A 24863-nucleotide genomic window follows, 5' to 3' on the forward strand; every position below is an offset into this window, starting at 1 on the left:
TTGTTATTTTATAATGAATCATGAACTGCACAACGATTTGGGCCAATCTCCATTTCACGCTCTTCTTCCACACTCGGATAAATCTTACCCATATTCGTTTGACGAATTTCTTCATAAGCATTCGGCTGAGGCGGTAAGTTCTCTGTCACAGTTTTACGAAACTCTACCTCATCAACAATATTTAACCCTACATTCTCCTTAAATAAATCTTGTAAATACGCACTCACAATGCCTCTGTCGTCCATTTCACTTATTTTTGAATAATGAGCCGGTAAAACAATTAAATCTTGAGATAATTCCTTATAACGTTTATATAAAGTATTTCGTAAATCCCCTACCCAGTCTTCCGCCTTCCCAGCAAGATCTGGACGCCCGATTGAATCTACAAATAAAATATCGCCTGATAATAAATACGTCCCATCAATAATAAATGATGTACTTCCAATCGTATGCCCTGGTGAGTATAGCGCATCAATATGAATTAGGGTACCCCCCACCGTAATAACAGTACTTTCTACAAGCGGTTCGTAAGAGAAAACCACTTCCTCCGCATCTTTTGGAGGTAACCAATACGTACCGCCTACTTTTTCAGCTAACTTACGCCCACCAGAAATATGATCTGCATGTAGATGTGTATCCATTACGTTAGTAATAGTAGCCCCGTGCTCTTTTGCAAAATCTTCGTATGCTTCAATTGTTCTCACCGCATCAATAACTGCCGCTTCACCGTTTGAAACGACCATATAAGATAAACACCCTTTTCCAAGACGGTTAAATTGATATATACTCCCTCCGCCCTGCACATCTCCTACTTTTAACGGCTTTACATATTCACTCCAAGCTTTCATACCACCGGCTAAATAGTAAATATTATTGAAACCCGCATCCAACAATTGTTCTGCAACAAACTGCGAAGAACCTTCTTTCGCACATACGACTAAAATCTCTTTCTCCCTCGGTAATTCATCTACAATATGATCTACACCATCTAACAAGTCAAAATACGGCTTATTAATAGAAGAAATTTGTTTCCCTTCAATTTTCCAATCTTCATAATCCGTCTCATTACGAACATCTAAAATAAACAACTCTCCGAATAAAACTTTCTCTGCAACATCTTTTGCTTGTAACATCTTAACGTCCATCCAATTACCCCCATAGGTATATTTATATTTAAAAAATTTTACTTTTCCATATTCCCTTGCCACTCTAACATACCTGGAATGACATTTTTCACATTTGAATAGCCTTTTTCTTTCAACATTTGGCAAGCTACATCACTGCGGTTACCTGTTCGGCAAATAACATATATTTGCTTCGTCTGATCTAACGCTGCACTGTCTAATTCGCCTAACGGCACCGACATGGCTGATGGAATATGACCAAAAGCAAACTCCGCTGCTTCGCGAACATCTAATACGATGCACTCTTCCTCGCGAGACAATATAGACTGTAATTCCGTATTCGTAATTGTATGAGGATATTTCACAACTTCATTCACTTCATGCTCGTGTGCTTTCCTCACATAATGCATCAGTATGTCACCTTCGTGTTTCGTCCCGATATATTGATGCCCTACTTTACTCGCCCAACTTTGTATATCTATCGTAGATCCTTTATCTGTTGCCTCAATTTCAATCACTTGCCCCGATATCAATCCTTCCATCGCCTTCTTCGTCTTCACAATCGGCATCGGACAAGCCAATCCCTTACAATCTAAACTCATATCCACTTTTATACTCATAGTCGATTCCTCCACAATTCATATACATATACCTGTAGGGGTATATTAAAACGTTTTTGAAAATCTGTCAACACTTATGTTTGACAGATTATCGGCTTTTTACAAGTAATTGAACAGCTTCTTTAATTAACTCTTCATTTGAACCATTGCCACTTTCAAACTGCTCACGTAAACACTGCTCTAAATTTGTTCCAACAACAAGTCCAATTGTACGATCAAGTGCAGAACGAGATGCCGTTAACTGTGTAATAACCTCTCGGCAATCTTTTCCTTCTTCCATCATACGAAGCACACCACGAACTTGACCTTCAATACGTTTCAATCTATTTTTCATGTCTTGATTATATTCCATTCTATAATCACCTCATTACCATTATGTCACCATTTATAACTTATGACAATATATTATACCCTATAGGGTATTTTGTAAACCCCTATTTTTATTTTTCATCTTACATGTTCGCAAAACAAAAAGTGAAACCTTAATCCATAGGGGTTCATCCTCCACCAAATTTTGAAGTGAAAGATGAACAAATATCAATATACAATCCGGTCTGGTAATACTGTTCCGTATAGTTTAAAGCCACCATCTACATTTTTTACCTTATATCCTTTTTCCATTAACATACGTGCTGCAACATATCCCCTCATACCAAGTTGACAAGTAATATATATTTCTTTATCTAATGGTACTTCATCCAAGCGATCACGTAATTCATCTAATGGAATATTAATAGAACCTTTAATCATTCCTTGCTTTAATTCATTAGGCTCTCGAACATCAATAAGATATCCACCATCTTCAACAATACGATCTATTTCATGCCATTGTACCGTGTCCACAAAACCATCTACTATATTGCTTGCCGCATACCCTACCATGTTTACTGGATCTTTTGCGGAAGAATACGGTGGTGCATATGATAATTCTAAATCCGGTAAATCAATTACAGTTAAATTCGCCTTCATTGCCGTCGCAATAACATCGATACGCTTATCTACCCCGTCACGTCCTAAAGCCTGTGCTCCATAAATTTTTCCATTTTCTTTATTAAAAATTAATTTGATTAGTACTGGGGTAGCATTTGGATAATATCCAGCATGGGAATTTGCTTGTACGTGTACTACCTCATAGGGTATATTTAACCGTCTCAATATTTTCTCATTTACTCCAGTCGAAGCAACTGTTAAATCAAAAACTTTAGCTATAGAAGTTCCCATCGTACCTTTATATAAAGAATCCGTATGCCCATGAATAATATCTGCTAACATGCGACCTTGACGATTAGCCGGCCACGCTAAAGGAATCATTGTTTCTGTATCTGTAACAAAATCTTTCACTTCAATCGCATCACCAATTGCATATATATGTTGGTCCGATGTTTGGAATTTCTCATTTACTTTTATCGTTCCTCTAACTCCTAGCTCTAATCCTGCATCCTTCGCTAAACTACTCTCTGGTTGTACACCAATTGCTAAAATAAGCATATCTGTCTTTATAATTGACCCACTCTTTAAACGTACAATACTCCCCTTCTCCTCTAATGCATCTACACCGTCTTCAAAAATAAGCTCAACATTGTGCTTTTTCATATGCTCGTGTACATATGCAGCCATTTCATAATCAATCGGTGGCATTACTTGATTGGCCATCTCTACGAGAGTAACATCAATTCCTCGTTCTCTTAAGTTTTCAACCATTTCTACTCCAATAAATCCGCCACCAATAACCGTCGCATGATGTAGTTTCTTCTCATCAATGTACGCTTTAATACGATCTGTATCAGGTACATTTCGTAACGTAAACAACGCCTTCGCTTCTTCAATACCCGGAATAGGTGGAACAATTGGTTTCGCCCCTGGTGAAAGAATTAAAACATCATATTCCTCGTTGTATGTTTCATTTGTAGTTACATTCTTTATAGTAATGGTTTTCTCTTCTTTATTAATTTTTACTACTTCATTCAATACACGTATATCTAAATTAAAGCGCTTTGACATCTTTTCAACTGTCTGCACTAATAGTTTTTGTCTTTCTGTAATTACACCGCCAATATAGTATGGTAATCCACAATTTGCAAATGAAATATATTCACCGCGTTCAACCATAATAATTTCATCTTCTTCACTTAAGCGACGAAGCCTTGCAGCTACTGATGCTCCACCAGCAACTCCACCTACTACAACAATTTTTCTAGACATATTTTAAACCTCCATGTTGTTTATTATTTAATTTCTCCATGTATTACAAACAGAAAACCAATACCCGTATGGGTATATAATAAAATATACAAAAATCATTTTCAATATATATATCTTTTGTTCACAAATTCGAAACAAAAAAGAACCTAGATAGCTCCAAGTTCTTTTACGTATAGTTCTATAACTTTCTGTACAATGAAATCTGCTGTATTCTCCTCTGGCGGCATCAACAAGTTTGTAACCGTTCCATACACAACAGGATTTAATTCCACTTCATACCCACCATATGCATACTCCTCTTTTGTCGGTAAGTAACCAATATATCCATTCGTATATCCACCAAAGAAAGCTAGTTCATTTTGAAGACTCTCTTTAACTTCTAAAGCAGTTTCTGAAAAAGGTTCCATCGGTATCCCAGAGAACATACCATCATTAATTTGAAACAGTTGAATTTCTAAATCGATACTTACCTGCCGAATACCTTGCTTATATTTCTCTAAAATGATAGTAAGCCATTCATCCGTATTCACCCCCCACTGCCTCTCAGCTGAGCGAGCCATTCTTCGTATCTCATCAATTTCGGGAATATCCTTCAACTTCATTTGCATCGCACTTGAAATCGTTCTTAAATTTACAATCGGGCTGTATGTAACTATTGGCAACATCGTTAATACATGTCCACTAAGTGTGTAAGCTATTTGTTTTAATGCTTCCTGTGAACCTCGATACTTCGCATTTACATTTCCAGCAGCACCTTGAACAATAACAACTGGACAATTTACTATTTTCTCAAGAATCTCTCTCGTCATCCCTGGATAATCCGCTGATAATACATCACTATCACCTTTTAAAACATTCGGATGCGCAGTACAAAATACTACAATCCCAGATAGCTCCTTCGTTTCAGCATTTCTTATTGCTAACATACCAATTCGTTTATCTACAACACCCTCTATATTTGTTCCCATCTTTGCCCTTCCATCAGATGTTCTCTCTCTTCTGTTTACCCCAATATCACCTGTCGTAACAACCCAGCCAACTTCACATAGCTTCAAGTTGTTATTCGCAGTAACAGCACCGTGCACTACATTATTTACTAAAATCGTTTTATACGACCGTACTAGTGGATCATCACCGACAGTTTCTGGACCAGAGTGTGTATGTGTATAAACAACTGTTATTCGCTCAAATGGTACATGAAGCCTACTCGCTACTCGCTCACGAATAATATTCGTATCCTCTACTAACATCCCAATGTTATCAATGCTTATAAACACAGTTTTTATTTCATCTTTTTCAAATACAAAGACCGTCCCGTAAATACGCTCTTCAATATTATTAATTCCTGTATCTCTATGATATCCGATAAAATCAATGCCTAAAGGCGGCGTAATATCCACCCTACATACCCCTACTTTGCTCATTTGAATTGCTCCATTTCTATATATAACTCCCTTTCTTCAAGAATAGCATATTTAACTTTGTTCCAAATAAAAAAGAACGGACAAGAAATTCTATGTCCGTTCTTTTCATCACACATACTTCCGATGCACCATCTTCCCATCATAAGAAAACACAACGCCCTTACTCTCCACAATGGACTCCATATGCACCGTTCTTCCCCATAACTGATGAAGGTACGGTAATACCTTTTCTAAGTATTTTAAATCGAGCTCAATTCCTTCATAACTATGTTTAATGTACAATTCTCCGTTCTTTAAGTAGTCTCCATCTTCTACTACTAAGTACGGGAAACCTCCATTTGTACGCATATTTACAAGTTGATCACGCACATGTTCCCACTCTTTATCTATTACTTTATATTCTTTTCCTTGGCGCTGGAACAAGTACATATCTTCTCTCATGACGAGTTCTTTATTTAAGTAATTTCTTAGGAACGATACGTCCCATTCAATTTCTCGTACTTCAAAGATTTTGTCACGACCAGAACCAGGCTTCACACCACGCCTTTTCATTTCTTCTGTCGGGTTGTTGTAGCGTTCTTCAATATCTTCAAACATTTTAATACCGAGGTAGTATGGGTTAATGCTTGTTTTTGATGGCTGTACGACACCTGCATTAAGCTTTGCGAATTCGATCGCTTCAGAAGATGTTAAGTCCATTTCACGAAGTATGCGTTGATGCCAGTAGGAAGCCCAGCCTTCATTCATGATCTTCGTTTCAAGCTGTGGCCAGAAATATAACATTTCCTCGCGCATCATCGTTAATATGTCGCGCTGCCAATCTTCAAGCTCACGGCTATATTCTTCAATAAAGAGGAGCAAATCTTTCTCTGGCTGTGGTGGAATCTTCTTCTTTTTGCGTATATTGGATCGTTCCCTCGTTTTATTTCGATCATCTAAATTCCATAAATCATCGTATTGTGATGCCTTTTTCTTGTCTACTTCTTCCTCCTCTAAATCATCAATACTCCATGCCAATTTTGGACGCATAAGTGATGGATCAATATGTTCTTGAATGGCAAGTACGGCATCTAAAAATGTCTCTACTTCTGCCTTTCCATACTTATGCTCATATGCTTTCACACGATCCGCTGTTGCCGCCATGCTCTCTACCATATCTCGCTTCGTATTTGAAAAACGAACATTATTTTTGAAGAAATCACAGTGCGCTAAAACGTGCGCTACGATTAATTTATTTTGAATTAAAGAATTCGTATCTAACAAAAAGGCGTAACATGGATCAGAGTTAATAACGAGTTCATAAATTTTACTAAGTCCCAAATCATATTGTAATTTCATTCTAAAAAATTGCTTTCCAAAACTCCAATGTGAAAACCTCGTCGGCATCCCATATGCACCAAATGTATAAATAATTTCCGCTGGACATATTTCATAACGCATCGGATAAAAATCAAGCCCAAATCCAGTCGCAATTTCCGTAATTTCCGCAATCGCATATTGCAGTGCTTTATCATCACTTGCTCTCATTATTTTCCCTCCTTACACTTTCCCTTAAGAAAGTGTATGATGAGGAACAAGCTTTCATGAGGATTGATTACATAATAAAAAGACACCCTCGCAAAAACGAGAATGTCTCATCTATTAACCTTCAATAATCTCCATCTTCTCCGTAATCGGCGTACGCACTTTTCCTTCTGGTGCTTTATCGAAATAACCGATATGAAGAATTCCAACGATGCGTTGGCCTCTTGTTAAACCGATTCCTTCTATAAATAGTGGATTGTAGTTTAATCCACCTGACTTCCAAACACAGCCTAAGCCACGTTCCCAAGCAAGCAATTGGAAGTTTTGCATAAATGCACATGTTGCAGCGTAATCTTCGTCACGTGGAATTTGACGCGGATCTTCATCAATGTAAACAACGATTTGTGCAGGCGTACTTAAGAAACGATCAGATAAAGTTTTGCCGCGTTTTGCTCTTTCTTCTTCTGTAAAAGAGTTTAATACTGCGTCTACTAATTTCTGACGGCCTTCTCCAATGTATAATTTACAATTCCATGGCTCACGATGTTTATGATTCGGTGCCCATGTTGCGTCGTTTAATAGTTCAATTAATAGCTCTTTTTCTACTGCTTTATTTGTAAATGTACGAACAGAGCGTCTTTCTTTAATAACATTTGCGATGGAAGTATATGTAGTCATATTTTTCTCTCCCTTATTTTTATCTATATGTATAATTCTGTTATTGATATTGATTTTCAATTTCGATTATAACCTAGTTTTTCACTATTAATCAATGTTTTATGTTGGAAAACAGCTAAAAAATTAATTTCTCGTTGTGAATAAAAAAACTTGGTGTGTTCACAAGTTTTTCACATTTTATGGAAATGATAAGTGTAAAGTTTTCCACATTATCCACCTAGGAGGAGTTTATATGTACAAGAAAATCGTAGTAAGTATGACTATGGCAGCATTATTGTGCGGGATATCTGTCTTTCCTGCTTCCGCTGCTACGCCAAAAGAAGTAACAATGCACCATCATAAGCCTATTTCAGAAGAAGAAATGCAGTCGCTCGAAAAACTCGGCTATAACAAACATGAAATTTGGAAAGCTGCACACATTGCAAGAATAAGCAAAAAAGAAATTAAGGACGTTTTAGCTTACTATAAGCAAAATAAATCTTGGGAGAAAACAGCCGAGCATTTCGGTGTAGATCCAAGTAAATTGAAAAAACATCATATGAATAAAGAAACGAAAAAAGCACTACTGCAAGAATTAGCAAACATGCACAAATCTACACCTGATAAGCTAAAACAAAAAATGAAAGAGTATAACATCGGCTTACATCAGCTCGCGGTGTTAACAATCATCGCTCAAAAAAGTAATACCCCTCTCGATGATGTACTAAAAATGAAAAAAGATGGAATGGAAATTAAACAAATTGCAGAAAAATTAAATGTTAAAAAAGAAGATATACGAGCTGAAATGATTAAATTAGTGAAATCTATTAAAGAAAAGAAAACAAATTAATATGCCAAAAAGGAAGAGATATTCATTACTCTTCCTTTTTGGCATGAACTTTCAATTTTTAAGTATAAATCCCCGTCTTTCCCAAAAACTAACACAAGTAAATGATGCATGTCAGGGGTGAGAAAATGTTGCGTTCAACATCTAAAAAGAATAAAAAAACAATCTGTTCCATTCCCGAGTTTATCCACACGATGACAGAATCTAGTGATTTCGTTTCTTATAACGTAGTAGACGATGGGACATTATGTTTGTTTTATTACAAATCTACAGCTGAATCACTCCTCATTAATCGATTTATTTTAACACCTATAAAAAGAGAATTAGGTCACATTGAAAATATAAGTGATATAGCAAATATCGTCACACTTGAGGAGATTATCACAGGCCCTTCTATTGACGATATTCGTGAAAAATTATTAGGTGGGTATGTGCTCATACAGCTAAAAAATGATTCTCAATCAGCAGAATATGCACTTATTCGTGCTGAAAGTTCAGTTTTAGGTACACGATTATATAACGATACGGAAAATGAATATAGTGTAATTGGTCCCAAAGTCGGATTCGTTGAAAATATTGATACAAATACACACTTACTTCGCCGAAGTATTGTAACGGAGCAATTAGTTTTCAAAGAAGTTGTAGTTGGCTCTATATCAAAAACAAAGGTCGTAGTTGCTTACATCGAAGGCATTACAAATGATCAGCACGTCAATACTGCAATGCAGCGTCTACAAGGCATTGACTTTGATGTTCCTTTCGATGCGACTATGATCGAACAATTTATTAGCGATAATAGTAACTCTCCCTTCCCTGTTTTACTACCTACAGAGCGCTTAGATCGTTCTGTTTATGCACTCATTAATGGCGGTGTTGTCATTTTAACAGATGGTTCACCATACGCATTAGCTGGACCGGCAACATTACTCGATTTCTTCGTATCTCCAGAAGATTATTATTTACCATGGATAGCAGGCTCATTTCTTAGATTGGTTCGTTTTTTCGGAGCAGCATTCTCTCTATTTTCATCAGCTATTTATACAGCTGTATTAACGTATCACTATCAAATGATTCCCGCAGATTTACTTGGACCAATCATTTATTCCCGAGCCAATGTACCATTTCCACCTGTTTTGGAGGCACTTTTTTTAGAAATTACAATCGAATTACTGCGCGAGGCTGGAGCCCGTTTACCGACTAAAGTTGGTCAAACGATTGGTATTGTTGGAGGGATTGTCATTGGCCAAGCATCTGTTGAGGCTGCTTTAACGAGTACTATTTTATTAATTGCGGTTGCGTTATCTGCGCTTGCTTCTTTTACAACACCAACAGTAAAAATGTCTTCCACTATCCGGATATTACGATTTCCTCTCATCATTTTAGCTGGAGCATTTGGAGGTGTAGGGCTAATCGTCGGATTTGTATTCATATTAGCTCATTTAATTCGCTTAAAATCACTTGGATCACCTTATTTATTACCTTTATATCCATTCCGCGGGTTAGGTACAGCTGAGGGGCTCCTTCGTCTTCCATTTAGTCAAACTGCAGGACGGGCTTCTTTTCTAAGACCAAAGAAGAAATGGCGCTACGATCCAAACCAAGCGAAAGAAAAACGCGACGGTGAGGAAAAATGAAAAATATTTTATTACGCTTTTCCATCATCATTTTAATTTTTCTATCTGGCTGTACACAACCTAACATAGTAGATACACAGCGGATTATTCATGTGGGTGGATTCGATATAACGAAAGAGAAGAAATTTCGTGGGACGATTCTCTATCCAGATTACACAAAAGGAGTGCAATCAAAACCAGAAACTCAATCCACTACTGCTGGTACCATTGAAACAATCTCTTCACTTCTAAACGCAAAATCACCACATACGATTGCTGTAGGTCAAATGCGCGTTGTCCTATTTGGAAAATCATTCGGTGAACGTGGAATCGGAGATATTATTAACAACTTACAACGTGACCCTAACATTGGCCGAGATGTGCAGCTAGCGCTTGTAGACGGTTCAACAGAAGAATTACTTAAACATGTCAAAACAAATGGATCGCTATATCTATCTGATTTACTGGGGCAGAATATAGAAAATGAGACGATTCCTCGGACTGCTTTAAATATTTTTTTGTATAACTTTTATTCATCAGGATGCGATCCATTTCTTCCTTACATTCAAGTTGCAGAAGACAAGTCCGCTTCCATTAAAGGACTCGCTTTTTTAAAAAAGGATAAAGTAGCTATGTATACAGATAAAGCAGGATCTTTTTTATTTAAATTACTCATTAATCCAACTAAAAATGGACGTTACGAAGTTCCGATACGTCAAGGTAAACATAAAGGCTTAATCGCAACCCAAAACTTATCTGGAAATAGTGTTTGTTCCCTTTCCGACGCCGGTGACATTCCGAAAGTTCACATTCGACTGAAATTAAATGGACTTATAAAAAATGCCCCTGACTGGCTTGATTTATCAAAGAGCGAAAATGTAACTTACGTAAAAAAACATGTAGAAAAAACACTTGAAAAACATTTAAACGAATTAATAAAACAATTCCAAGAAAAAGAAATCGATCCAATCGGTATACGTGAAGAAATTCGTAGTCGCTCAAGAAAATGGAGCATGAAACAAATTCAAGAAATGTATCCTAGCGTAGACGTTGCAGTTAATGTGAAAATTAATATCGTACAATCTGGTATCGGCGAATAGTGAGGTGCTGTAATGGCTGGACAAGATAAAACACATACTGTTTCCCCTTATTTCACATTTCTTCTATTACACTCCCTTCAAATTGGAGTAGGTGTGTTAGGTTACCAAAGGATTATTGCGCAATATGCCGGTTATGATTCTTGGATTTCTCTTATTGTTGCGGGCATTGCAACTCATATCGTGCTATTTTGCATGCTTAAAATGTTAGAAAAAGATAATGATTTAATGAATATTCATACGACATGTTTCGGAAAGTGGGTTGGAACATTTTTGTCCGTATGCTTTGCTGCATACCTTCTATTATTTTGCCTTACTGTCCTTCGTACATATATTGAAGTCATTCAAGTTTGGGTCTTCCCTACAATTAAACCGTGGAAATTAACTTTATTATTTTTACTTGTGACTTACTACGTAATTAAAGGTGGTTTTCGCTCTGTAACAGGAATGTGTTTTTGGGGCGTCGTAATACCGATTTTCGTCCTATTTTTCTTAGTTTTCCCAATGAAATACGCGCATGTCCGTAACATTCTCCCAATTCTAACTCATTCACCTTTAGAAATTCTAACTGCAGCGAAATCATCTGCATTAGAATTTCTCGGATTTGAAGCAATTCTTGTTTTTTATCCATTTATAAAAAAAGAAAAATCATTAAATAAATGGGCGCACGGTGGTATTGCTTTTACAACAATTCTATACGTAATACTAGCCATCGTTTCCCTTATGTACTATAGCCAAGGACAACTACATCATACAATTTGGCCAACACTAACAATGCTAAAAATCATAAAGATTCCTTTTATCCAAAGGTTTGAGTACATCATTATTTTCATATGGTATCTTATTATTTTACCTAATCTTTGTTTAACAATTTGGTCTTCTTGTTGCATTAGTAAAAAATCTTTTCACGTACCATTTAAAATTACACTTCCATTTTTTATTACAGCTATATTTATTTCATCCTTATTTTTCACAAATCGTGAAAGTATCAATACATTAAATACAGTACTGTCTCAAGCTGGTTTATATATTGTATACGCTTATATCCCAATTTTATTTCTATACCATTCACTACGATGGCGCTTCAAAAATCAGTCGAAAAAATCTTCACCCGACACACCATGATATTTGATACAATTTGGTTAATACATTTGTAAAGGGGACAAGCGAATGAAAAAGTATGTATTTTCTTTACTTGCCGTACTGAGTTTAATTCTTGCTGGATGCGGGAGTACTGGTACAAATGAAAAAAAATCATCTGAATCAAAAGAAGAGCATGACCACGCATCACATACTCAGCAAGCTGACATTCAAGAAAAAACAAAAGGGGTCGACACACTTCCCTCCTTCCTAGACAAGCTTGATCCACAAATGAAAGATATCTACACTGTCGCTGGACAAAATGCAGAACTATTAGATTGGATTCCATGTTACTGCGGTTGTGGTGAAAGTGTAGGGCATAAAAATAATAAAAACTGCTTTATTCGTGAAATAAAAAAGAATGGTGAAGTTGTTTGGGATTCCCACGCAACGACTTGTGTCAATTGCTTAGAAATCGCTGTTGAATCTGCTTCCATGAAACAAAAAGGAAAATCAACACTTGAAATTCGTAACTATATTGATAATAAGTACAAAGAAGGATACGGAAAACCAACACCTACACCAATGCCAAAAGCTTAAAAAACGAGGAGATACCTCGTTTTTTCTTTTCATTCACTTTTTTTCTTAACAAATTCTTTCAAGTGTATTTCTCCTTACTTGTCACACACTATATATAACTCCTCAGTAAGGAGGGTACACAGTGCAAACATATAACGACTACGATAAAGCTCTCTATTACACGTATTGCTGTAATTGGGATAAATTACTCGTTCTTATGGTCCAAACGAACGATCAATTATTTTCTAAGCGTATTGAGCATTTTTTACACGCTTATCAATACAGTAAAGAACTACCAGAAGTTGATAAACAATTGCAGCTCCTATTTCAATATATTGACCATGCATCCCAAAAGTCACATATAGAAGAAGTAGAGCAAATTCAAATGTAAAATATAGCGCTATTCTCTTCAGGAGAATGGCGCTTTTTTAAATATCGATATCAATAAAAGTTTTTCCTTATAAAACTTTTATTGATAAACATATTTTTTCTTTCTTTTCTGTGCCACTTCATACTATAATTTAGTATGTAACTATTATAAGAGAGGTATAAAATATGGGACAAGAAAAAAAGCAAGAATATGCTTTACTTACCGCGTGGGGGGCTTCTTTTATCGCTACACTAGGAAGTCTATACTTTTCCGAAATCATGAAATTTGAGCCTTGTGTCCTTTGTTGGTATCAACGTATTTTTATGTATCCATTCGTTTTATGGCTTGGTATCGCTGTAGCAAAGAAAGATTATCGCATCGCAAGTTATTCTTTACCAATTGCAAGTATTGGTGCTTGTATTTCTTTATATCATTATGCAATTCAAAAAGTAGCAGCATTTTCAGCTGCTGGGGCAGCTTGCGGCCGTGTACCATGTACGGGAGAATACATAAACTGGTTCGGTTTTGTGACAATCCCGTTTTTGGCACTTATCGGCTTTATCACAATCGCTGTTTGTAGCTTTATTGTCATCAAAAACAAATAAGGAGATGAAAGAATGAAAAAAATGCTTATATTTGGCGGTATTATTATCGCCTTGTTCGCAGCAATATTCGCTGTAACACAAATGGAAGAAAAAAACGCTACTAGCCAAAAAATTGATAATGCTACTGATAGTAAGACAAATGGCCCTGACTACTATACAAATAAAATCTCTCTTTCAGATCTCCAAAAGAATTTAAAAGAGAAAAAAGAAGAAACAGTATACTTTTATCAAACATCTTGCGTTCATTGTCAAAAGCTATCTCCTATCGTAGTACCAATGGCTAAAGACTTGAACGTTGATATGAAAGTTATGGACATTGAAAAACTAGATACTCCTTGGGATGAATATAAAATTAAAGGAACTCCAACAATCATTCACTTTAAAGATGGCAAAGAAGTAAGCCGTATTAGTGGTGAACAACCGGAAGACAAATTAAAAGAATGGCTTGAGCAAACGAAAAAATAACGAGAAAAGGAAACTCCTTCTATACATGAAATGGACGTAAAATCCCACACTAATGTATAAGGAGGGGATTTTATGCCTGAAGTAAAATGCTCTGTTTCCAATTGCTCATTTTGGGGACAAGGTAACTTTTGTCAAGCAAGTGCAATCGTTGTTCAACCGGATGCACAAGAGGCTGGTCAGAATACAAATGATTCGTATACAAGCGCTACTTTAACAAACGAGACGCTTGAAAGTTCTGTAACAACGAGTGTAGAAACTTGTTGCCATACATTTAAACCAAAATATTAAACGTAAAAGCATACGATTAGTCGTATGCTTTTTTACATTCCTCTCCAAAAATCATGCATCATAAAAAAGTATAAAATAACGAGAAGGACCGTCCCGCATAAAGTGATGCGTCGATATACACTCTTCTCCCCTTCCCTCGCTTTAACAAACGCCCAAATAAATCCGACGAACAATATTAAATCAATATATGGAACATAAAAGGAGAAGACGAGTAACGCATATAAATACACGATAAATAAACAAGTCGTGATTAAGAAAATCTTAAATGCAAATTCACTTTTCATAATGTGACCGCCCCCCAATCTGTACTGTATTATATTCAGCAAAACATAATAGTTGCTGTTTCAATTTTTTATCCCGCTATTTACATGAATCCCAATTAGTATAAGTTTATAATCAGCAAAGAAGAGCAATTCCCCCATTAAGTTTCACTTCATCACAAATAAGCTACCGCCTATACACGGTAGCTATTACGGAACATCATATTTTCTTTTATATATATTACTTAAGGTCGAATAAGGTAATTGCTCATAACGAATTTTTTCTCCCGTTTCATCAACAATATACAAATTGCTTCCTATATAATATATTCCATCTTTTCGTTTGGAGTACACTGCATATTTTTCATTTGGCAATACCGTTTTTACTTTCGTCAATTGTCCATTTGGTTCTTGCCAATATATATTTACACGGTCTACTAGCGTAAGTGTTCCAATTTGTTCTTCTTCTACTTTACGACCATTCCAACTCACAACACGATAACCAAGCTTATACGCCTCATATTCGGGACTCGTATAAAAACGAGAAATAATTACTTTCGTCTGTAATTGTACCCGTTCATATAACCATTGTATGTCCCGATCATGCATGCGAATACAACCATTCGACTCTCGACTTCCAATCGTCCATTCCCGATTTGTTCCATGAATCGCATATTCCTTTTTATCCAGACCTAACCACCTCGTACCGAGAGGATTATTCGGCGCACCCCCAGGTATTTTTTTTCGATGGTATTCTTTATTTTTATACTTAGTTATAATACAAAAATTCCCTTCAGGCGTCGGGGTGCTATCTCTTCCTGTCGTTATCGGAAATGTTCTCGTATAGTTTCCCTCTTCAAAAAAAGACAGCTGATTCGTTTTAAGGTTAACTAATATTAAATGATCTGTATTAGCAAAAACGCTAGCTGGTAGGCAGAAAAATAGGATTATGATCAACCATACTTTCTTCATCTAAATCCTCCCTAGCACTAACATAATAATAAAGTGAAACTTTACTCAGTGGAGGTTTTGTCCATCCCCCACTGAGTATTAGCCCGCACCAATCGGGCGTTTACGGGCAGCAGGGCTCCCATCTAACTTCTTTGCTCCAGCCAAATTTTGAGATGGAGTCTTATTGCCCGTAAATAGCGGGATAAATGCAATTAGCTTTACTTTGCTCTTATAAATGAAAACTATCCATTTACAATAACGCCCCCATTTACATGTATCATCTGCCCTGTTACATATGCCGAATCATTAGACGCCAAATATACATATGCAGGCGCTAATTCATACGGCTGACCAGGTCTTTTCATAGGAACATTGCTCCCGAACTGTGATACTTTTTTCTCATCAAAACTTGATGGAATAAGCGGTGTCCAAATTGGACCTGGTGCAACACCATTTACACGAATCCCTTTTTGTACTAATGATTGAGATAGCGATCTTGTAAATGCGACAATTGCTCCTTTCGTTGCAGAATAATCAATCAACGTTTCATTTCCTTCATACGCAACGATAGATGCTGTGTTTATAATTACATCCCCTTGCTTTAAATGGGATAGCGCTGCTTTTGCAACATGAAAATAAGAAAAAATATTAATACGGAATGTCGTTTCTAGCTGTTCCGCTGTAATATACTCTAGTCCTTGCTGCGGATATTGCTGTGCAACGTTATTCACAAGAACATTTAAACTCCCCAGCTGCCGGACGGTCTCTTCCACAATATCTTTACAATGTTGTTCACTACTCAAATCCCCCGGCAGTAATACACAATTCACGCCTTCTTTTTCAACAAGTTTTTTCGTCTCATTTGCATCTTCATCCTCGTCTAAATAAGCAATCGTAATATTTGCTCCTTCTTTTGCAAAAGCGATGGACACAGCTCTCCCAATCCCACTATCTCCCCCTGTAATTAATACATTCTTTCCTTTTAACTTTTCGCTTCCTTTATAATTTGGATCTTCAAACTTTGGAAGAGGATTCATTAACGATTCAATACCAGGCTGTTTATGTTGATGTTGCGCTGGCATTGTTAAAAAGTTTTTTTGCTGTGGCATAACTTCCTTCAACTCCTTTCTCCTTATAATGTGCACAATATTAAAAACTACTTACACATGAAAAACCGCAATTCCCACTCGTTTTTACGGTTAATATTCAAATTTAAGACATAAAATATGGATTGTTCTAAAGTTTTTATGCAAAACTATTGCAAAAAAGTCAAAAAACGAATATTATATATAACTGTTGTGAAAATTATTCGTAAAAAGAAAGGATGTTTATATGTTTAACCTTTCAAAACATAAAACTTCTATTAAAACTGAAATTATGGCAGGTATTATTACCTTTTTAACAATGGCATATATCATTGTCGTAAACCCTGTCATCCTTGGGGATGCAGGCGTTCCATTTGAACAAGCATTTACAGCTACTATTATCGCCGCTGTTGTCGGAACATTATTTATGGCAATCTTTACAAACTTACCAATCGCAATTGCACCAGGCATGGGATTAAATGCTTACTTCTCTTACTCTGTTGTAAAAGCTCATGAAGGCATGACTTTTGCAATTGCATTCTCTGCTGTATTCGTAGCAGGTATGATTTTAATTTTGTTATCATTCACATCTTTCCGTACGAAATTAATGGAAGTAATTCCCGAAAACTTAAAACATGCACTTACTGCTGGTATCGGTCTTTTTATTGCTTTTATCGGTTTGCGCTTAACGGGAATTGTTACAAAAAATGATGCAAACTTAGTTGGGCTTGGTGATCTTCACTCTGCTCCAGTTCTACTAGCATTAGCTGGCCTTGGAATTACAATTATCCTTATGTCTTTAAATATAAACGGGGCACTATTTATAGGAATGTTATTAACTGGTATTATCGCTTACTTCACAGGGCAATTAACGTTCTCAAACGGCGTTACATCAATGCCTGGATTACCAGAAGGAATTATAGTTTCAAATCCAATTACTGCTGTATCTGATGTAATTAACTACGGATTATACGGCGTTGTGTTCTCATTCTTCCTTGTTACACTATTTGATACAACTGGAACATTACTTGGTGTAGCACAACAAGGTGGATTTATGAAAGATGGAAAGCTTCCAAAAGCAGGACGAGCTCTTCTATCTGACTCATTCTCAGCAACAATTGGAGCTATGTTCGGAACAACACCATCAACAGCTTACATTGAATCATCTGCTGGTGTTGCAGCTGGTGGTCGTACTGGTTTAACAACTGTTACAGTAGCTGTTCTATTTGCATTAGCAGCATTCTTCGGACCGTTAGTGAGCGCTGTTTCTGGCGTTTCAGCTATTACAGCACCATCATTAATTATCGTTGGTAGTCTTATGATGGGCTCAGTTCGCCACATCGATTGGGATACATTCGATGAAGCATTCCCAGCATTTTTAGTAATCTTAAGCATGCCACTTACATCAAGTATTTCAACAGGTATTGCACTTGGATTTATTTCATACCCACTTATGAAAATGGCAAAAGGACAATTCCGCGCTGTTCACCCACTTGTGTATTTATTCGGAATCTTGTTCGCTTATCAATTAGTTTTCTTACCACATTAAAATCCCTCGTTGTGAGGGATTTTTTATTTACAAAAAACATTTGACAACAGTATACACTTATGGAATAATTCTAAATAGTTAAATATTTGATGTCTTATCAAGAGCAGGTGGAGGGATGAGCCCTACGAAGCCCGGCAACCGACCCATTTATGGGCACGGTGCTAATTCTTACAACACATTGTGTTGAAAGATAAGAGTAATATGATAAGACGTCTTTTCTATATGAAAAGGCGTTTTTATTTTCACTCCCTCCTCTCTTTTCTTAATTTAGGAGGGATTTTTTATGAAAAAATTATGTTCCACCGTACTCATTATTCTCTTACTCGCATTAACAGCTTGCACAAGTGAACAAGATGCTATCTCTTCACAAAGACAACAAACGGTGAAGAAAGAAGCTACTACAGCAGCAAATCATTTACAAACAGAAATTCCAAATCAAGTAAAAAAGCCATTAAAAATCGCATTAATTATGCAAATGTCCATCGGAACTTTTTCCTCTCAATATATTGAGGGTGTCAAAAAACAAGTCGAGCTATTCGGCGGCAGTGTGCAAGTCTACAATTCTGATAATGATTTAGCAAAAATGGCAGCAAATCTAGATACTGCTATTAATTCAAAAGTTGATGGCATTTTAATTGATCATGGCCGATCTGAAGCGTTAAAACCTGGAGTAGAAAAGGCATTACAAGCGAACATTCCTGTAGTGGCATTTGATAACGACCTACGCTTACCAGGCGTAACGATTATCGATCAAGATGACTATAGTCTTGCATGGAAATCATTAAAAACGTTAGCGGAAGATCTGAATGGACAAGGGAATATCGCCGTCGTATGGGTTGGCGGATTTGCTCCAATGGAACGTCGCAATGTTATCATTGATGCTTTTTATAAACGTTATCCAAATATACAAGAAGTTGCACGCTTTGGTACCGCTAGTAATAACACACCACTTGATACACAAACACAAGTAGAGGCTTTACTAAAAAAATATCCGAAAAAAGGTGATTTACAAGCTATTTTCGCTTCGTGGGATGAATTTGCTAAGGGGGCTGTCAAAGCACTCGAACAAGCTGGTCGTACAGATATAAAAGTATACAGCATTGACTTAAGTAATGAAGATTTACAACTCATGCAAAAAGAAAATTCACCTTGGACTGCTACGGCTGCAACCGATCCAACTGAAGTCGGTAAAGTTCAAGTGCGTTTCTTATACAAGAAAATCGCTGGTGAACAAACGCCAGATATTTATTCACTAGAACCTTATTTAGTAAAGAAAAATAGTTTACCACAAGGAAATATAACGATGGATCAATTATCAAAACATATAAACGGTTGGGGAGACTCGAAAGATGCATATTCACCTTGGATGAAAAAATTAGAGAAGGAGAAAAAATGATGACATTCTCTCTTCAAAACATTACACATTCTTATCACATCTCTACCCCTGTACTAGAAAATGTTTCTATTAACATACAAAAAGGAAAAGTTCACGCTTTACTAGGAATGAATGGTGCAGGAAAAAGTACTTTACTAAAAATAGCAACTGGTGAAATTCAACCAGTTGCTGGGGATATAAAAATTGATAATCAGTCTATTTCCTTTACTTCACCACGCGATGCAAAAAAGCATGGTATTTCTTTCGTAACACAAGAAGTGGATCACGGACTTATTCCTGGATTATCTGTATTAGAAAATGTACTAATCGATCATTTAGCAATGCAAAATAAAGCACTATTTTCAAAATCAAAATTAGTGACACTCGCTAAACAATACTTGCAAGCTGTACAGGCCAACTTAAATATTCTTGAAGATGTTTCAAACTGCTCATTACATGAAAAACAATTACTTCTCATAGCAAGAGCTCTATCTAACAATACAGATTATCTTTTATTAGATGAGCCAACTTCTTCTCTTGGACCGAAAGAAGTCGAAACCTTTGGGAAACTATTAAAGGATTTAACATCAAAAGGAATTGGCATCATCCTAATTTCTCATCGTTTATCAGAGATTCGAAAATTTGCGGATGAGGTAACTGTTTTATATAAAGGTGAAGTCGCACTTTCTGAAACCATTACAACGATTACGGATCAACAAATTGTTGAAGCAATGACTGGAAAACAACTTACACTTCCTATTAATACAACACCAAAACTCGGGAGCGAAGAAATATTGAAAGTACAAGAACTTCAATTACATAAAAACCATCCCCCGCTTTCTCTTACAGTACGAAAAGGAGAAACTGTTGTGATATACGGATTAATTGGAAGCGGAAAAACAACACTTGCTGAAACTTTATTTGGTGCTCGTCATACTTATCAAGCAGAAATCTACGGTCAAAATATAACGATTAAAACACCGCGAGATGCGATTAAAGCGAAAATCGCACTTGTACCAGAAGAAAGAAGAAAACAAGGCGTATTTCTTTCGGAAGATATTATAAGTCACACAAATTTACACCAATCAGGTTGGAGACGAAAACAAACCGAATTAAATAATGCTACTGCGGCAATTACTGCTTTCGGCATCTCACCAAATGATCCAAAAGCCTTTATTCATTCACTTAGTGGCGGAAATCAACAAAAAGTCTCGATTGCAAAGTGGAATGGATTCAAACCTAATCTATTTCTTTTGGACGAGCCAACTAAAGGTGTAGACGTCGCTGCGAAACAAGACATTTTTCAATCCATTCGTAACATTACAGATGGCGGAAATTCCGTAATTTATTTCACAGGAGAACAAGATGAAGCGCTACATATCGCCGATCGTATTCTCATACTAGCAAACGGCGAATTTGTAGGTGAGTACTTGCCGAATGACCTATCTCCTGAACAGCTTTTACATTTATCTGAAGGGAGCTTTTCCATTGAATCTCATTCATAAAACTAAAACTAAGAAATTATATTTACCTACCCATCTTTTTTATCAATTTAGCACGATTGCTATCATTATAGGTGTTACAATTTTTTTCTCTATCGCCAACGATTCTTTTTTAACCTACAACAATATTAGTGATATTTTACGTTCTATTTCTATTGTAACGTTACTCGCAATTGGCGTTACCTTTACATTAATTGTAGATGGATTTGATTTATCAGTCGGCTCTACCGCTAGTTTAGCCACGATTACCGCGGCTTCTTGTCTCGTTTTATATCGACAAGAACTAATAGTCACACTCCTTATTCCTATTCTTTGTGGACTATTAGTTGGATTATTAAATGCACTACTCGTTATCCGAATTAAGCTACCAGATTTACTAGCTACATTAAGTATCATGTATATCGTGAATGGACTACACTTAACATTCTCAAAAGGATCTTCTATTTATGAAGGAATGTCTGGTGCCACAGGACATTTTATTCCATCCTTTTTATTTATCGGTCAGGGCTCTGTTTTAGGGATCCCAGTCCCTGTCATTATCATGCTTAGCGTCGTTTTGATTGCATATTTATTTTTAGAAAAAACAACGTACGGTCGTTTCTTTTATATGACAGGTGGGAATCGAGAAGCTGCTAGACTAGCCGGTATCCCTACTGATCGTTACCGTGTATATGCTTATATGATCAGCGGTTTACTTGCCTCAATTGGCGGCATCATTCTATGTAGCCGCGTTGGAACAGGACAAGTTTCAGCAGGCGCCCCATTATTAATGGATGCAGTTGCAGCTGCCTATATCGGTTATGCAATGTTTGGTGCAAAGAAACCAAACATTGTCGGAACATTTCTTGGCTCAGTATTAATTGGAATTATATTAAATGGCCTCACAATGATGAACGTTCCTTATTATGCACAAGATATCATTAAAGGCAGTATTTTAATTACAGCTTTAGCCTTTTCATTTATTAAAAAGAAGCGTATAAGCAAGTAATGCAAAAAAAGGCTGCGGAGAAATTCTTCTCCACAGCCTAATTATTAGCTTTGCAAAAACTCCTGTAAATCTGCAAATTGTCTCTTCGCATCTTCATATCCTTGCTCATATAGATTTTGTAGTTTTGCTGTATCTTTTTCCATACGGTCCACTTGAAGCGGCACTTCGGGGCGAATAACAAATAAATTACCAGCTTGTTCTTCTTTTTCAATGTAGTGAAGTGTTTCATTATACACTTCATAACGAGCTAGCATTGTGTTAACTAGGTTCGGATATTTTTTATAAGCTTTCGTTGCAACCCAACCAAATTTTGATTTTTTCTTCGCATAACCATGGTTTCTCGTCAAAATAACGACTGATTTTGTAAAACCGTCTGATTGTGCTTTACGAACTGGAATTGGATCAGAAATCCCACCATCTAACAACTGCTTACCACGGTAATTTACTACTGGCGCGATGAAAGGTAATGAACTAGATGCTTGCAATAAATTTAGTGCATCATCATTCGTTCCCTCTTTTTCAAAATAAACAGATTTTCCTGTTTCACAATCCGTTGTTCCAATAAGGAAGCGCTCCGGACTACTAAAGTATGTTTCAAAATCAAACGGCACATGCTTTTCTGGAATTTCATGAAAAATGAAATCCATATCAAATAATTGACGCTTTTTCCATAAGTTTTTATACGATAAATACTTCGGATGTGATGCATAATCAATATTTACTGTCTTATTTCTATTTCTTTGTCTGGAAAGATACGACGCTGCATGACAAGCACCAGCTGATACACCGATTACATATGGAAAATATAAATCTTGTTCCATAAAGTATTCTAGTATCCCGCCCGTATATACACCACGCATACCGCCGCCTTCTAATACTAACCCCGTATTTTCAAGCATGTTATTCTCTCCTCTTTATATATATTAACTCTTTAATTATTCACTATGTTAAGTATCTTTTTCTATTATATATGAGTTCTTTTAGAAATTATATTCAAAAGACTTGAAAAGAAGGGGTTTTTTCTTTCCCTAAGGATAGCATCACATCAAATAAACCCTGACGAGTTTCTAATTGACTACAAAGTTGAGTAAGAGAAGTAGTAGCGACTTGTTGATTTAACCATACACATTAAGATAAAAAATGGTGCCATGGCACTTACGTGTTTGTTTCATTCTACCTACTTTTATAGCTAATTGACTAAGTATAGCGGGGGACACATATCGATATAACTCTTCGGAAAATAAAGATAACTCTTGTTTTTTGATGCATATTCATAAAAAGCACGTTACTATTCTCATTAACATAAGAGAATAGTAACGTGCTTTTAACTTCAAGAATAGTCTTAATCCTTAAATTGGTGGATGTGGGATACCACCACACAGCTCTACGTTATATATTTTTCATTTTTAAGACCTTTCATGCTCCATATGACGCTTACACCTATCAGTATGCACTAACCATTTTAATACTTCTCTTTCTCTCTTCATCAAATCATATTTTTACTCTTATATGAATTATATAATTACGCTGCAGATATCGAGGCCTTTTTCCCCTTTCTCTTATTCTTTTTCTTATACCACCACATATACACACCAGTAAACATTAAAATAGATGGAGTAAGCCCACCAATCACATACAAGATCTTTGTAAATACCCCTCCAAATGTTCCTGTATGTAAAGGAAGACGCCATATTTGATATGTTAGTCCGCTATCTACTTTTGGGTCTAGCTTTGCTAATACTTTCCCACTATACTGGTCCATCCATACCTTTATATTCCCATTCCCCGGATCATATGAACGGCTCATCCGGATTTCAACAGCCCCTTCTGTCTTGCCCTTTTTCGCTTTCTCCGGCATTCTTACTTGCATAATTATTCCTTTTGGCACTGCTTTTTCAGCTTCACTCAACAAGTAATCAAGAGGGAGCTTCCCTCCTGAAAGCGTTTTCGAAATAAGTATCTCTTTTGATGGTGCCACACTAGCTTTCGCTCCAAACCATCCAAAAATTGTTTTATCATACACAAGCAGACCACCTGTTAATGAAACGATTAGTAAAAACGGAACTGAAACACCTCCAATGACTCTATGTAGATCATATTGTTTTACATACGAATTCTTGCTTCGGCGTATAACAAATCCGCGCATCCATTTTTTAATCCCCGGCCACCATAAATATAAACCTGATAAAATAATAAAAAAGAAAATAAATCCAATGATGCCAACAATCTCTTTCCCCTTAAAATCCTTAAGAAGTAAATGATAATGAAGTTCCTCAACCTGATTAAAAAATGATTTTTCACCTAACTCTCCATTGATCCTACCGTTTCCTGGATCGATGTAAACTTCTTGTTTTGCCTTTCCTTCTTTCAAATTAAATAAATAAACACCTTGAGCACTTGGTTCATCCGGGGTATATACTCGCTGAATCTCACCCTTTGGATGTACTGCCAATACAGTTTGAAGTGCTTTCTGATAAGTAACCCTTTCGCCTTCTGTTACTTTGTATAAATCAGGATGTAACACACGATTTAATTCATGTTTAAAAACAAGCAAGCTCCCTGTCAATCCAATCAGCACAATAAACATCCCAGCTATCATGCTCAAGTATAAATGAATCTTTCCAATAACCTTACGAACTTTCATACATATCCCCCTAA

The 24863-nt window shown here is 36.4% G+C and carries 25 protein-coding genes, 1 pseudogene and 1 riboswitch; of the genes and pseudogenes, 13 read left to right on the top strand and 13 right to left on the bottom strand.

All coding sequences use genetic code 11. The annotated features are described in order from the left end of the window. Positions 1-8: 8 nt before the first annotated feature. The 7 genes from CDB3_RS20255 to CDB3_RS20285 form a co-directional block, all read right to left on the bottom strand. Complete coding sequence (locus tag CDB3_RS20255) at positions 9-1145, bottom strand: MBL fold metallo-hydrolase (protein WP_128855740.1); 1137 nt, start codon at positions 1143-1145, stop codon at positions 9-11. A 38-nt stretch (positions 1146-1183) separates the two neighbouring features. Continuing rightward, positions 1184-1744: a sulfurtransferase TusA family protein gene (locus CDB3_RS20260; RefSeq protein ID WP_372708550.1), complete on the bottom strand. Its 561-nt coding sequence runs from the start codon at positions 1742-1744 to the stop codon at positions 1184-1186. Between the two features lie 88 nt (positions 1745-1832). Next, positions 1833-2096, bottom strand: a complete 264-nt coding sequence (locus CDB3_RS20265) for a metal-sensitive transcriptional regulator (protein WP_000456206.1) — start codon at positions 2094-2096, stop codon at positions 1833-1835. Positions 2097-2281: 185 nt separating this feature from the next. Beyond that, positions 2282-3946: a CoA-disulfide reductase gene (gene cdr / locus CDB3_RS20270; protein WP_128855742.1), complete on the bottom strand. Its 1665-nt coding sequence runs from the start codon at positions 3944-3946 to the stop codon at positions 2282-2284. A gap of 146 nt (positions 3947-4092) precedes the next feature. Continuing rightward, entirely contained in the window at positions 4093-5370 is a 1278-nt protein-coding gene (locus CDB3_RS20275; protein WP_128855743.1) for a neutral/alkaline non-lysosomal ceramidase N-terminal domain-containing protein, read from the bottom strand. A 108-nt stretch (positions 5371-5478) separates the two neighbouring features. Further along, positions 5479-6897 (bottom strand): stage V sporulation protein SpoVR, encoded by a 1419-nt coding sequence (spoVR, locus tag CDB3_RS20280; protein ID WP_097831301.1) that lies wholly within the window; start codon positions 6895-6897, stop codon positions 5479-5481. 114 nt (positions 6898-7011) lie between these two features. Continuing rightward, positions 7012-7572 carry a nitroreductase family protein gene (locus tag CDB3_RS20285; protein ID WP_097831302.1) on the bottom strand — a complete coding sequence of 187 codons (561 nt, stop codon included), beginning with the start codon at positions 7570-7572 and terminating at the stop codon, positions 7012-7014. A gap of 232 nt (positions 7573-7804) precedes the next feature. Here CDB3_RS20285 and CDB3_RS20290 point away from each other — a divergent pair, with 232 nt between their 5' ends. From CDB3_RS20290 to CDB3_RS20330, 9 genes are all read left to right on the top strand, one after another. Beyond that, complete coding sequence (locus CDB3_RS20290; protein ID WP_128855744.1) at positions 7805-8401, top strand: hypothetical protein; 597 nt, start codon at positions 7805-7807, stop codon at positions 8399-8401. 125 nt (positions 8402-8526) lie between these two features. Then, positions 8527-10032 (top strand): spore germination protein, encoded by a 1506-nt coding sequence (locus CDB3_RS20295; protein ID WP_128855745.1) that lies wholly within the window; start codon positions 8527-8529, stop codon positions 10030-10032. After that, the gene (gene gerYC, locus CDB3_RS20300) at positions 10029-11111 is read left to right on the top strand and encodes a spore germination protein GerYC (protein WP_128855746.1); all 1083 of its coding nucleotides are present in this window, start codon (positions 10029-10031) and stop codon (positions 11109-11111) included. Before CDB3_RS20295 ends, gerYC begins: the two co-directional genes overlap by 4 nt. 12 nt (positions 11112-11123) lie before the next feature. Continuing rightward, positions 11124-12233 (top strand): GerAB/ArcD/ProY family transporter, encoded by a 1110-nt coding sequence (locus tag CDB3_RS20305; RefSeq protein WP_128855747.1) that lies wholly within the window; start codon positions 11124-11126, stop codon positions 12231-12233. 45 nt (positions 12234-12278) lie between these two features. Next, positions 12279-12788 carry a PCYCGC domain-containing protein gene (locus CDB3_RS20310; RefSeq protein WP_128855748.1) on the top strand — a complete coding sequence of 170 codons (510 nt, stop codon included), beginning with the start codon at positions 12279-12281 and terminating at the stop codon, positions 12786-12788. A gap of 121 nt (positions 12789-12909) precedes the next feature. Next, positions 12910-13158: a YhdB family protein gene (locus tag CDB3_RS20315; protein ID WP_001195458.1), complete on the top strand. Its 249-nt coding sequence runs from the start codon at positions 12910-12912 to the stop codon at positions 13156-13158. Between the two features lie 164 nt (positions 13159-13322). Beyond that, on the top strand, positions 13323-13742 hold the full coding sequence (locus CDB3_RS20320; RefSeq protein WP_097831307.1) for a disulfide formation protein C: 420 nt from the start codon (positions 13323-13325) through the stop codon (positions 13740-13742). 12 nt (positions 13743-13754) lie between these two features. Then, positions 13755-14207, top strand: coding sequence for a thioredoxin family protein (locus tag CDB3_RS20325; RefSeq protein ID WP_128855749.1), 453 nt, complete (start codon positions 13755-13757; stop codon positions 14205-14207). A gap of 72 nt (positions 14208-14279) precedes the next feature. Further along, positions 14280-14495 carry a DUF1540 domain-containing protein gene (locus tag CDB3_RS20330; RefSeq protein ID WP_071735124.1) on the top strand — a complete coding sequence of 72 codons (216 nt, stop codon included), beginning with the start codon at positions 14280-14282 and terminating at the stop codon, positions 14493-14495. Positions 14496-14527: 32 nt separating this feature from the next. Here CDB3_RS20330 and CDB3_RS20335 read toward each other — a convergent pair whose 3' ends face one another. The 3 genes from CDB3_RS20335 to CDB3_RS20345 form a co-directional block, all read right to left on the bottom strand. After that, on the bottom strand, positions 14528-14779 hold the full coding sequence (locus tag CDB3_RS20335) for a hypothetical protein (protein ID WP_000834189.1): 252 nt from the start codon (positions 14777-14779) through the stop codon (positions 14528-14530). 186 nt (positions 14780-14965) lie between these two features. Beyond that, positions 14966-15727: a L,D-transpeptidase gene (locus tag CDB3_RS20340; protein ID WP_128855750.1), complete on the bottom strand. Its 762-nt coding sequence runs from the start codon at positions 15725-15727 to the stop codon at positions 14966-14968. 221 nt (positions 15728-15948) lie between these two features. Further along, complete coding sequence (locus tag CDB3_RS20345; protein ID WP_128855759.1) at positions 15949-16815, bottom strand: SDR family oxidoreductase; 867 nt, start codon at positions 16813-16815, stop codon at positions 15949-15951. Positions 16816-17038: 223 nt separating this feature from the next. Between CDB3_RS20345 and CDB3_RS20350 the strand changes: the two genes are divergently transcribed. The 4 genes from CDB3_RS20350 (at position 17039) to CDB3_RS20365 (ending at position 22205) form a co-directional block, all read left to right on the top strand. Further along, a complete protein-coding gene (locus CDB3_RS20350; protein WP_071747782.1) occupies positions 17039-18340 on the top strand; it encodes an NCS2 family permease in 1302 nt (433 codons plus the stop codon). Between the two features lie 91 nt (positions 18341-18431). Then, a riboswitch (SAM riboswitch) is annotated at positions 18432-18537 on the top strand. An 86-nt stretch (positions 18538-18623) separates the two neighbouring features. Next, positions 18624-19736 carry a sugar ABC transporter substrate-binding protein gene (locus CDB3_RS20355; RefSeq protein WP_128855751.1) on the top strand — a complete coding sequence of 371 codons (1113 nt, stop codon included), beginning with the start codon at positions 18624-18626 and terminating at the stop codon, positions 19734-19736. Further along, a complete protein-coding gene (locus CDB3_RS20360; protein WP_128855752.1) occupies positions 19733-21220 on the top strand; it encodes a sugar ABC transporter ATP-binding protein in 1488 nt (495 codons plus the stop codon). The genes CDB3_RS20355 and CDB3_RS20360 overlap by 4 nt, the downstream gene beginning before the upstream one ends. After that, positions 21204-22205 carry an ABC transporter permease gene (locus CDB3_RS20365; RefSeq protein ID WP_128855753.1) on the top strand — a complete coding sequence of 334 codons (1002 nt, stop codon included), beginning with the start codon at positions 21204-21206 and terminating at the stop codon, positions 22203-22205. Before CDB3_RS20360 ends, CDB3_RS20365 begins: the two co-directional genes overlap by 17 nt. 44 nt (positions 22206-22249) lie before the next feature. Here the strand turns inward: CDB3_RS20365 and CDB3_RS20370 are convergent, their stop codons facing one another. From CDB3_RS20370 to CDB3_RS20380, 3 genes and pseudogenes are all read right to left on the bottom strand, one after another. Next, positions 22250-23104 (bottom strand): patatin-like phospholipase family protein, encoded by an 855-nt coding sequence (locus CDB3_RS20370; RefSeq protein WP_128855754.1) that lies wholly within the window; start codon positions 23102-23104, stop codon positions 22250-22252. A 151-nt stretch (positions 23105-23255) separates the two neighbouring features. Continuing rightward, positions 23256-23480, bottom strand: a pseudogene (locus CDB3_RS20375) (IS4 family transposase); the annotation flags it as partial. Positions 23481-23727: 247 nt separating this feature from the next. After that, positions 23728-24849, bottom strand: a complete 1122-nt coding sequence (locus CDB3_RS20380) for a PepSY-associated TM helix domain-containing protein (protein ID WP_128855755.1) — start codon at positions 24847-24849, stop codon at positions 23728-23730. Between the last annotated feature and the right edge of the window lie 14 nt (positions 24850-24863).

Source organism: Bacillus sp. CDB3 (genome assembly GCF_002081505.1).
GTDB classification, from domain to species: domain Bacteria; phylum Bacillota; class Bacilli; order Bacillales; family Bacillaceae_G; genus Bacillus_A; species Bacillus_A cereus_AT.

Coding starts and splice junctions, on each gene's coding strand:
- CDB3_RS20320 (WP_097831307.1), top strand. CDS start 13,323: ATGGGACAAGAAAAAAAGCAAGAATATGCTTTACTTACCGCGTGGGGG.
- spoVR (WP_097831301.1), bottom strand. CDS start 6,897: ATGAGAGCAAGTGATGATAAAGCACTGCAATATGCGATTGCGGAAATT.
- CDB3_RS20305 (WP_128855747.1), top strand. CDS start 11,124: ATGGCTGGACAAGATAAAACACATACTGTTTCCCCTTATTTCACATTT.
- CDB3_RS20340 (WP_128855750.1), bottom strand. CDS start 15,727: ATGAAGAAAGTATGGTTGATCATAATCCTATTTTTCTGCCTACCAGCT.
- CDB3_RS20345 (WP_128855759.1), bottom strand. CDS start 16,815: ATGCCACAGCAAAAAAACTTTTTAACAATGCCAGCGCAACATCAACAT.
- CDB3_RS20295 (WP_128855745.1), top strand. CDS start 8,527: ATGTTGCGTTCAACATCTAAAAAGAATAAAAAAACAATCTGTTCCATT.
- CDB3_RS20360 (WP_128855752.1), top strand. CDS start 19,733: ATGATGACATTCTCTCTTCAAAACATTACACATTCTTATCACATCTCT.
- gerYC (WP_128855746.1), top strand. CDS start 10,029: ATGAAAAATATTTTATTACGCTTTTCCATCATCATTTTAATTTTTCTA.
- CDB3_RS20265 (WP_000456206.1), bottom strand. CDS start 2,096: ATGGAATATAATCAAGACATGAAAAATAGATTGAAACGTATTGAAGGT.
- CDB3_RS20255 (WP_128855740.1), bottom strand. CDS start 1,145: ATGGACGTTAAGATGTTACAAGCAAAAGATGTTGCAGAGAAAGTTTTA.
- CDB3_RS20325 (WP_128855749.1), top strand. CDS start 13,755: ATGAAAAAAATGCTTATATTTGGCGGTATTATTATCGCCTTGTTCGCA.
- CDB3_RS20290 (WP_128855744.1), top strand. CDS start 7,805: ATGTACAAGAAAATCGTAGTAAGTATGACTATGGCAGCATTATTGTGC.
- CDB3_RS20335 (WP_000834189.1), bottom strand. CDS start 14,779: ATGAAAAGTGAATTTGCATTTAAGATTTTCTTAATCACGACTTGTTTA.
- CDB3_RS20355 (WP_128855751.1), top strand. CDS start 18,624: ATGAAAAAATTATGTTCCACCGTACTCATTATTCTCTTACTCGCATTA.
- CDB3_RS20370 (WP_128855754.1), bottom strand. CDS start 23,104: ATGCTTGAAAATACGGGGTTAGTATTAGAAGGCGGCGGTATGCGTGGT.
- CDB3_RS20285 (WP_097831302.1), bottom strand. CDS start 7,572: ATGACTACATATACTTCCATCGCAAATGTTATTAAAGAAAGACGCTCT.
- CDB3_RS20310 (WP_128855748.1), top strand. CDS start 12,279: ATGAAAAAGTATGTATTTTCTTTACTTGCCGTACTGAGTTTAATTCTT.
- cdr (WP_128855742.1), bottom strand. CDS start 3,946: ATGTCTAGAAAAATTGTTGTAGTAGGTGGAGTTGCTGGTGGAGCATCA.
- CDB3_RS20330 (WP_071735124.1), top strand. CDS start 14,280: ATGCCTGAAGTAAAATGCTCTGTTTCCAATTGCTCATTTTGGGGACAA.
- CDB3_RS20350 (WP_071747782.1), top strand. CDS start 17,039: ATGTTTAACCTTTCAAAACATAAAACTTCTATTAAAACTGAAATTATG.
- CDB3_RS20260 (WP_372708550.1), bottom strand. CDS start 1,744: ATGAGTATAAAAGTGGATATGAGTTTAGATTGTAAGGGATTGGCTTGT.
- CDB3_RS20380 (WP_128855755.1), bottom strand. CDS start 24,849: ATGAAAGTTCGTAAGGTTATTGGAAAGATTCATTTATACTTGAGCATG.
- CDB3_RS20275 (WP_128855743.1), bottom strand. CDS start 5,370: ATGAGCAAAGTAGGGGTATGTAGGGTGGATATTACGCCGCCTTTAGGC.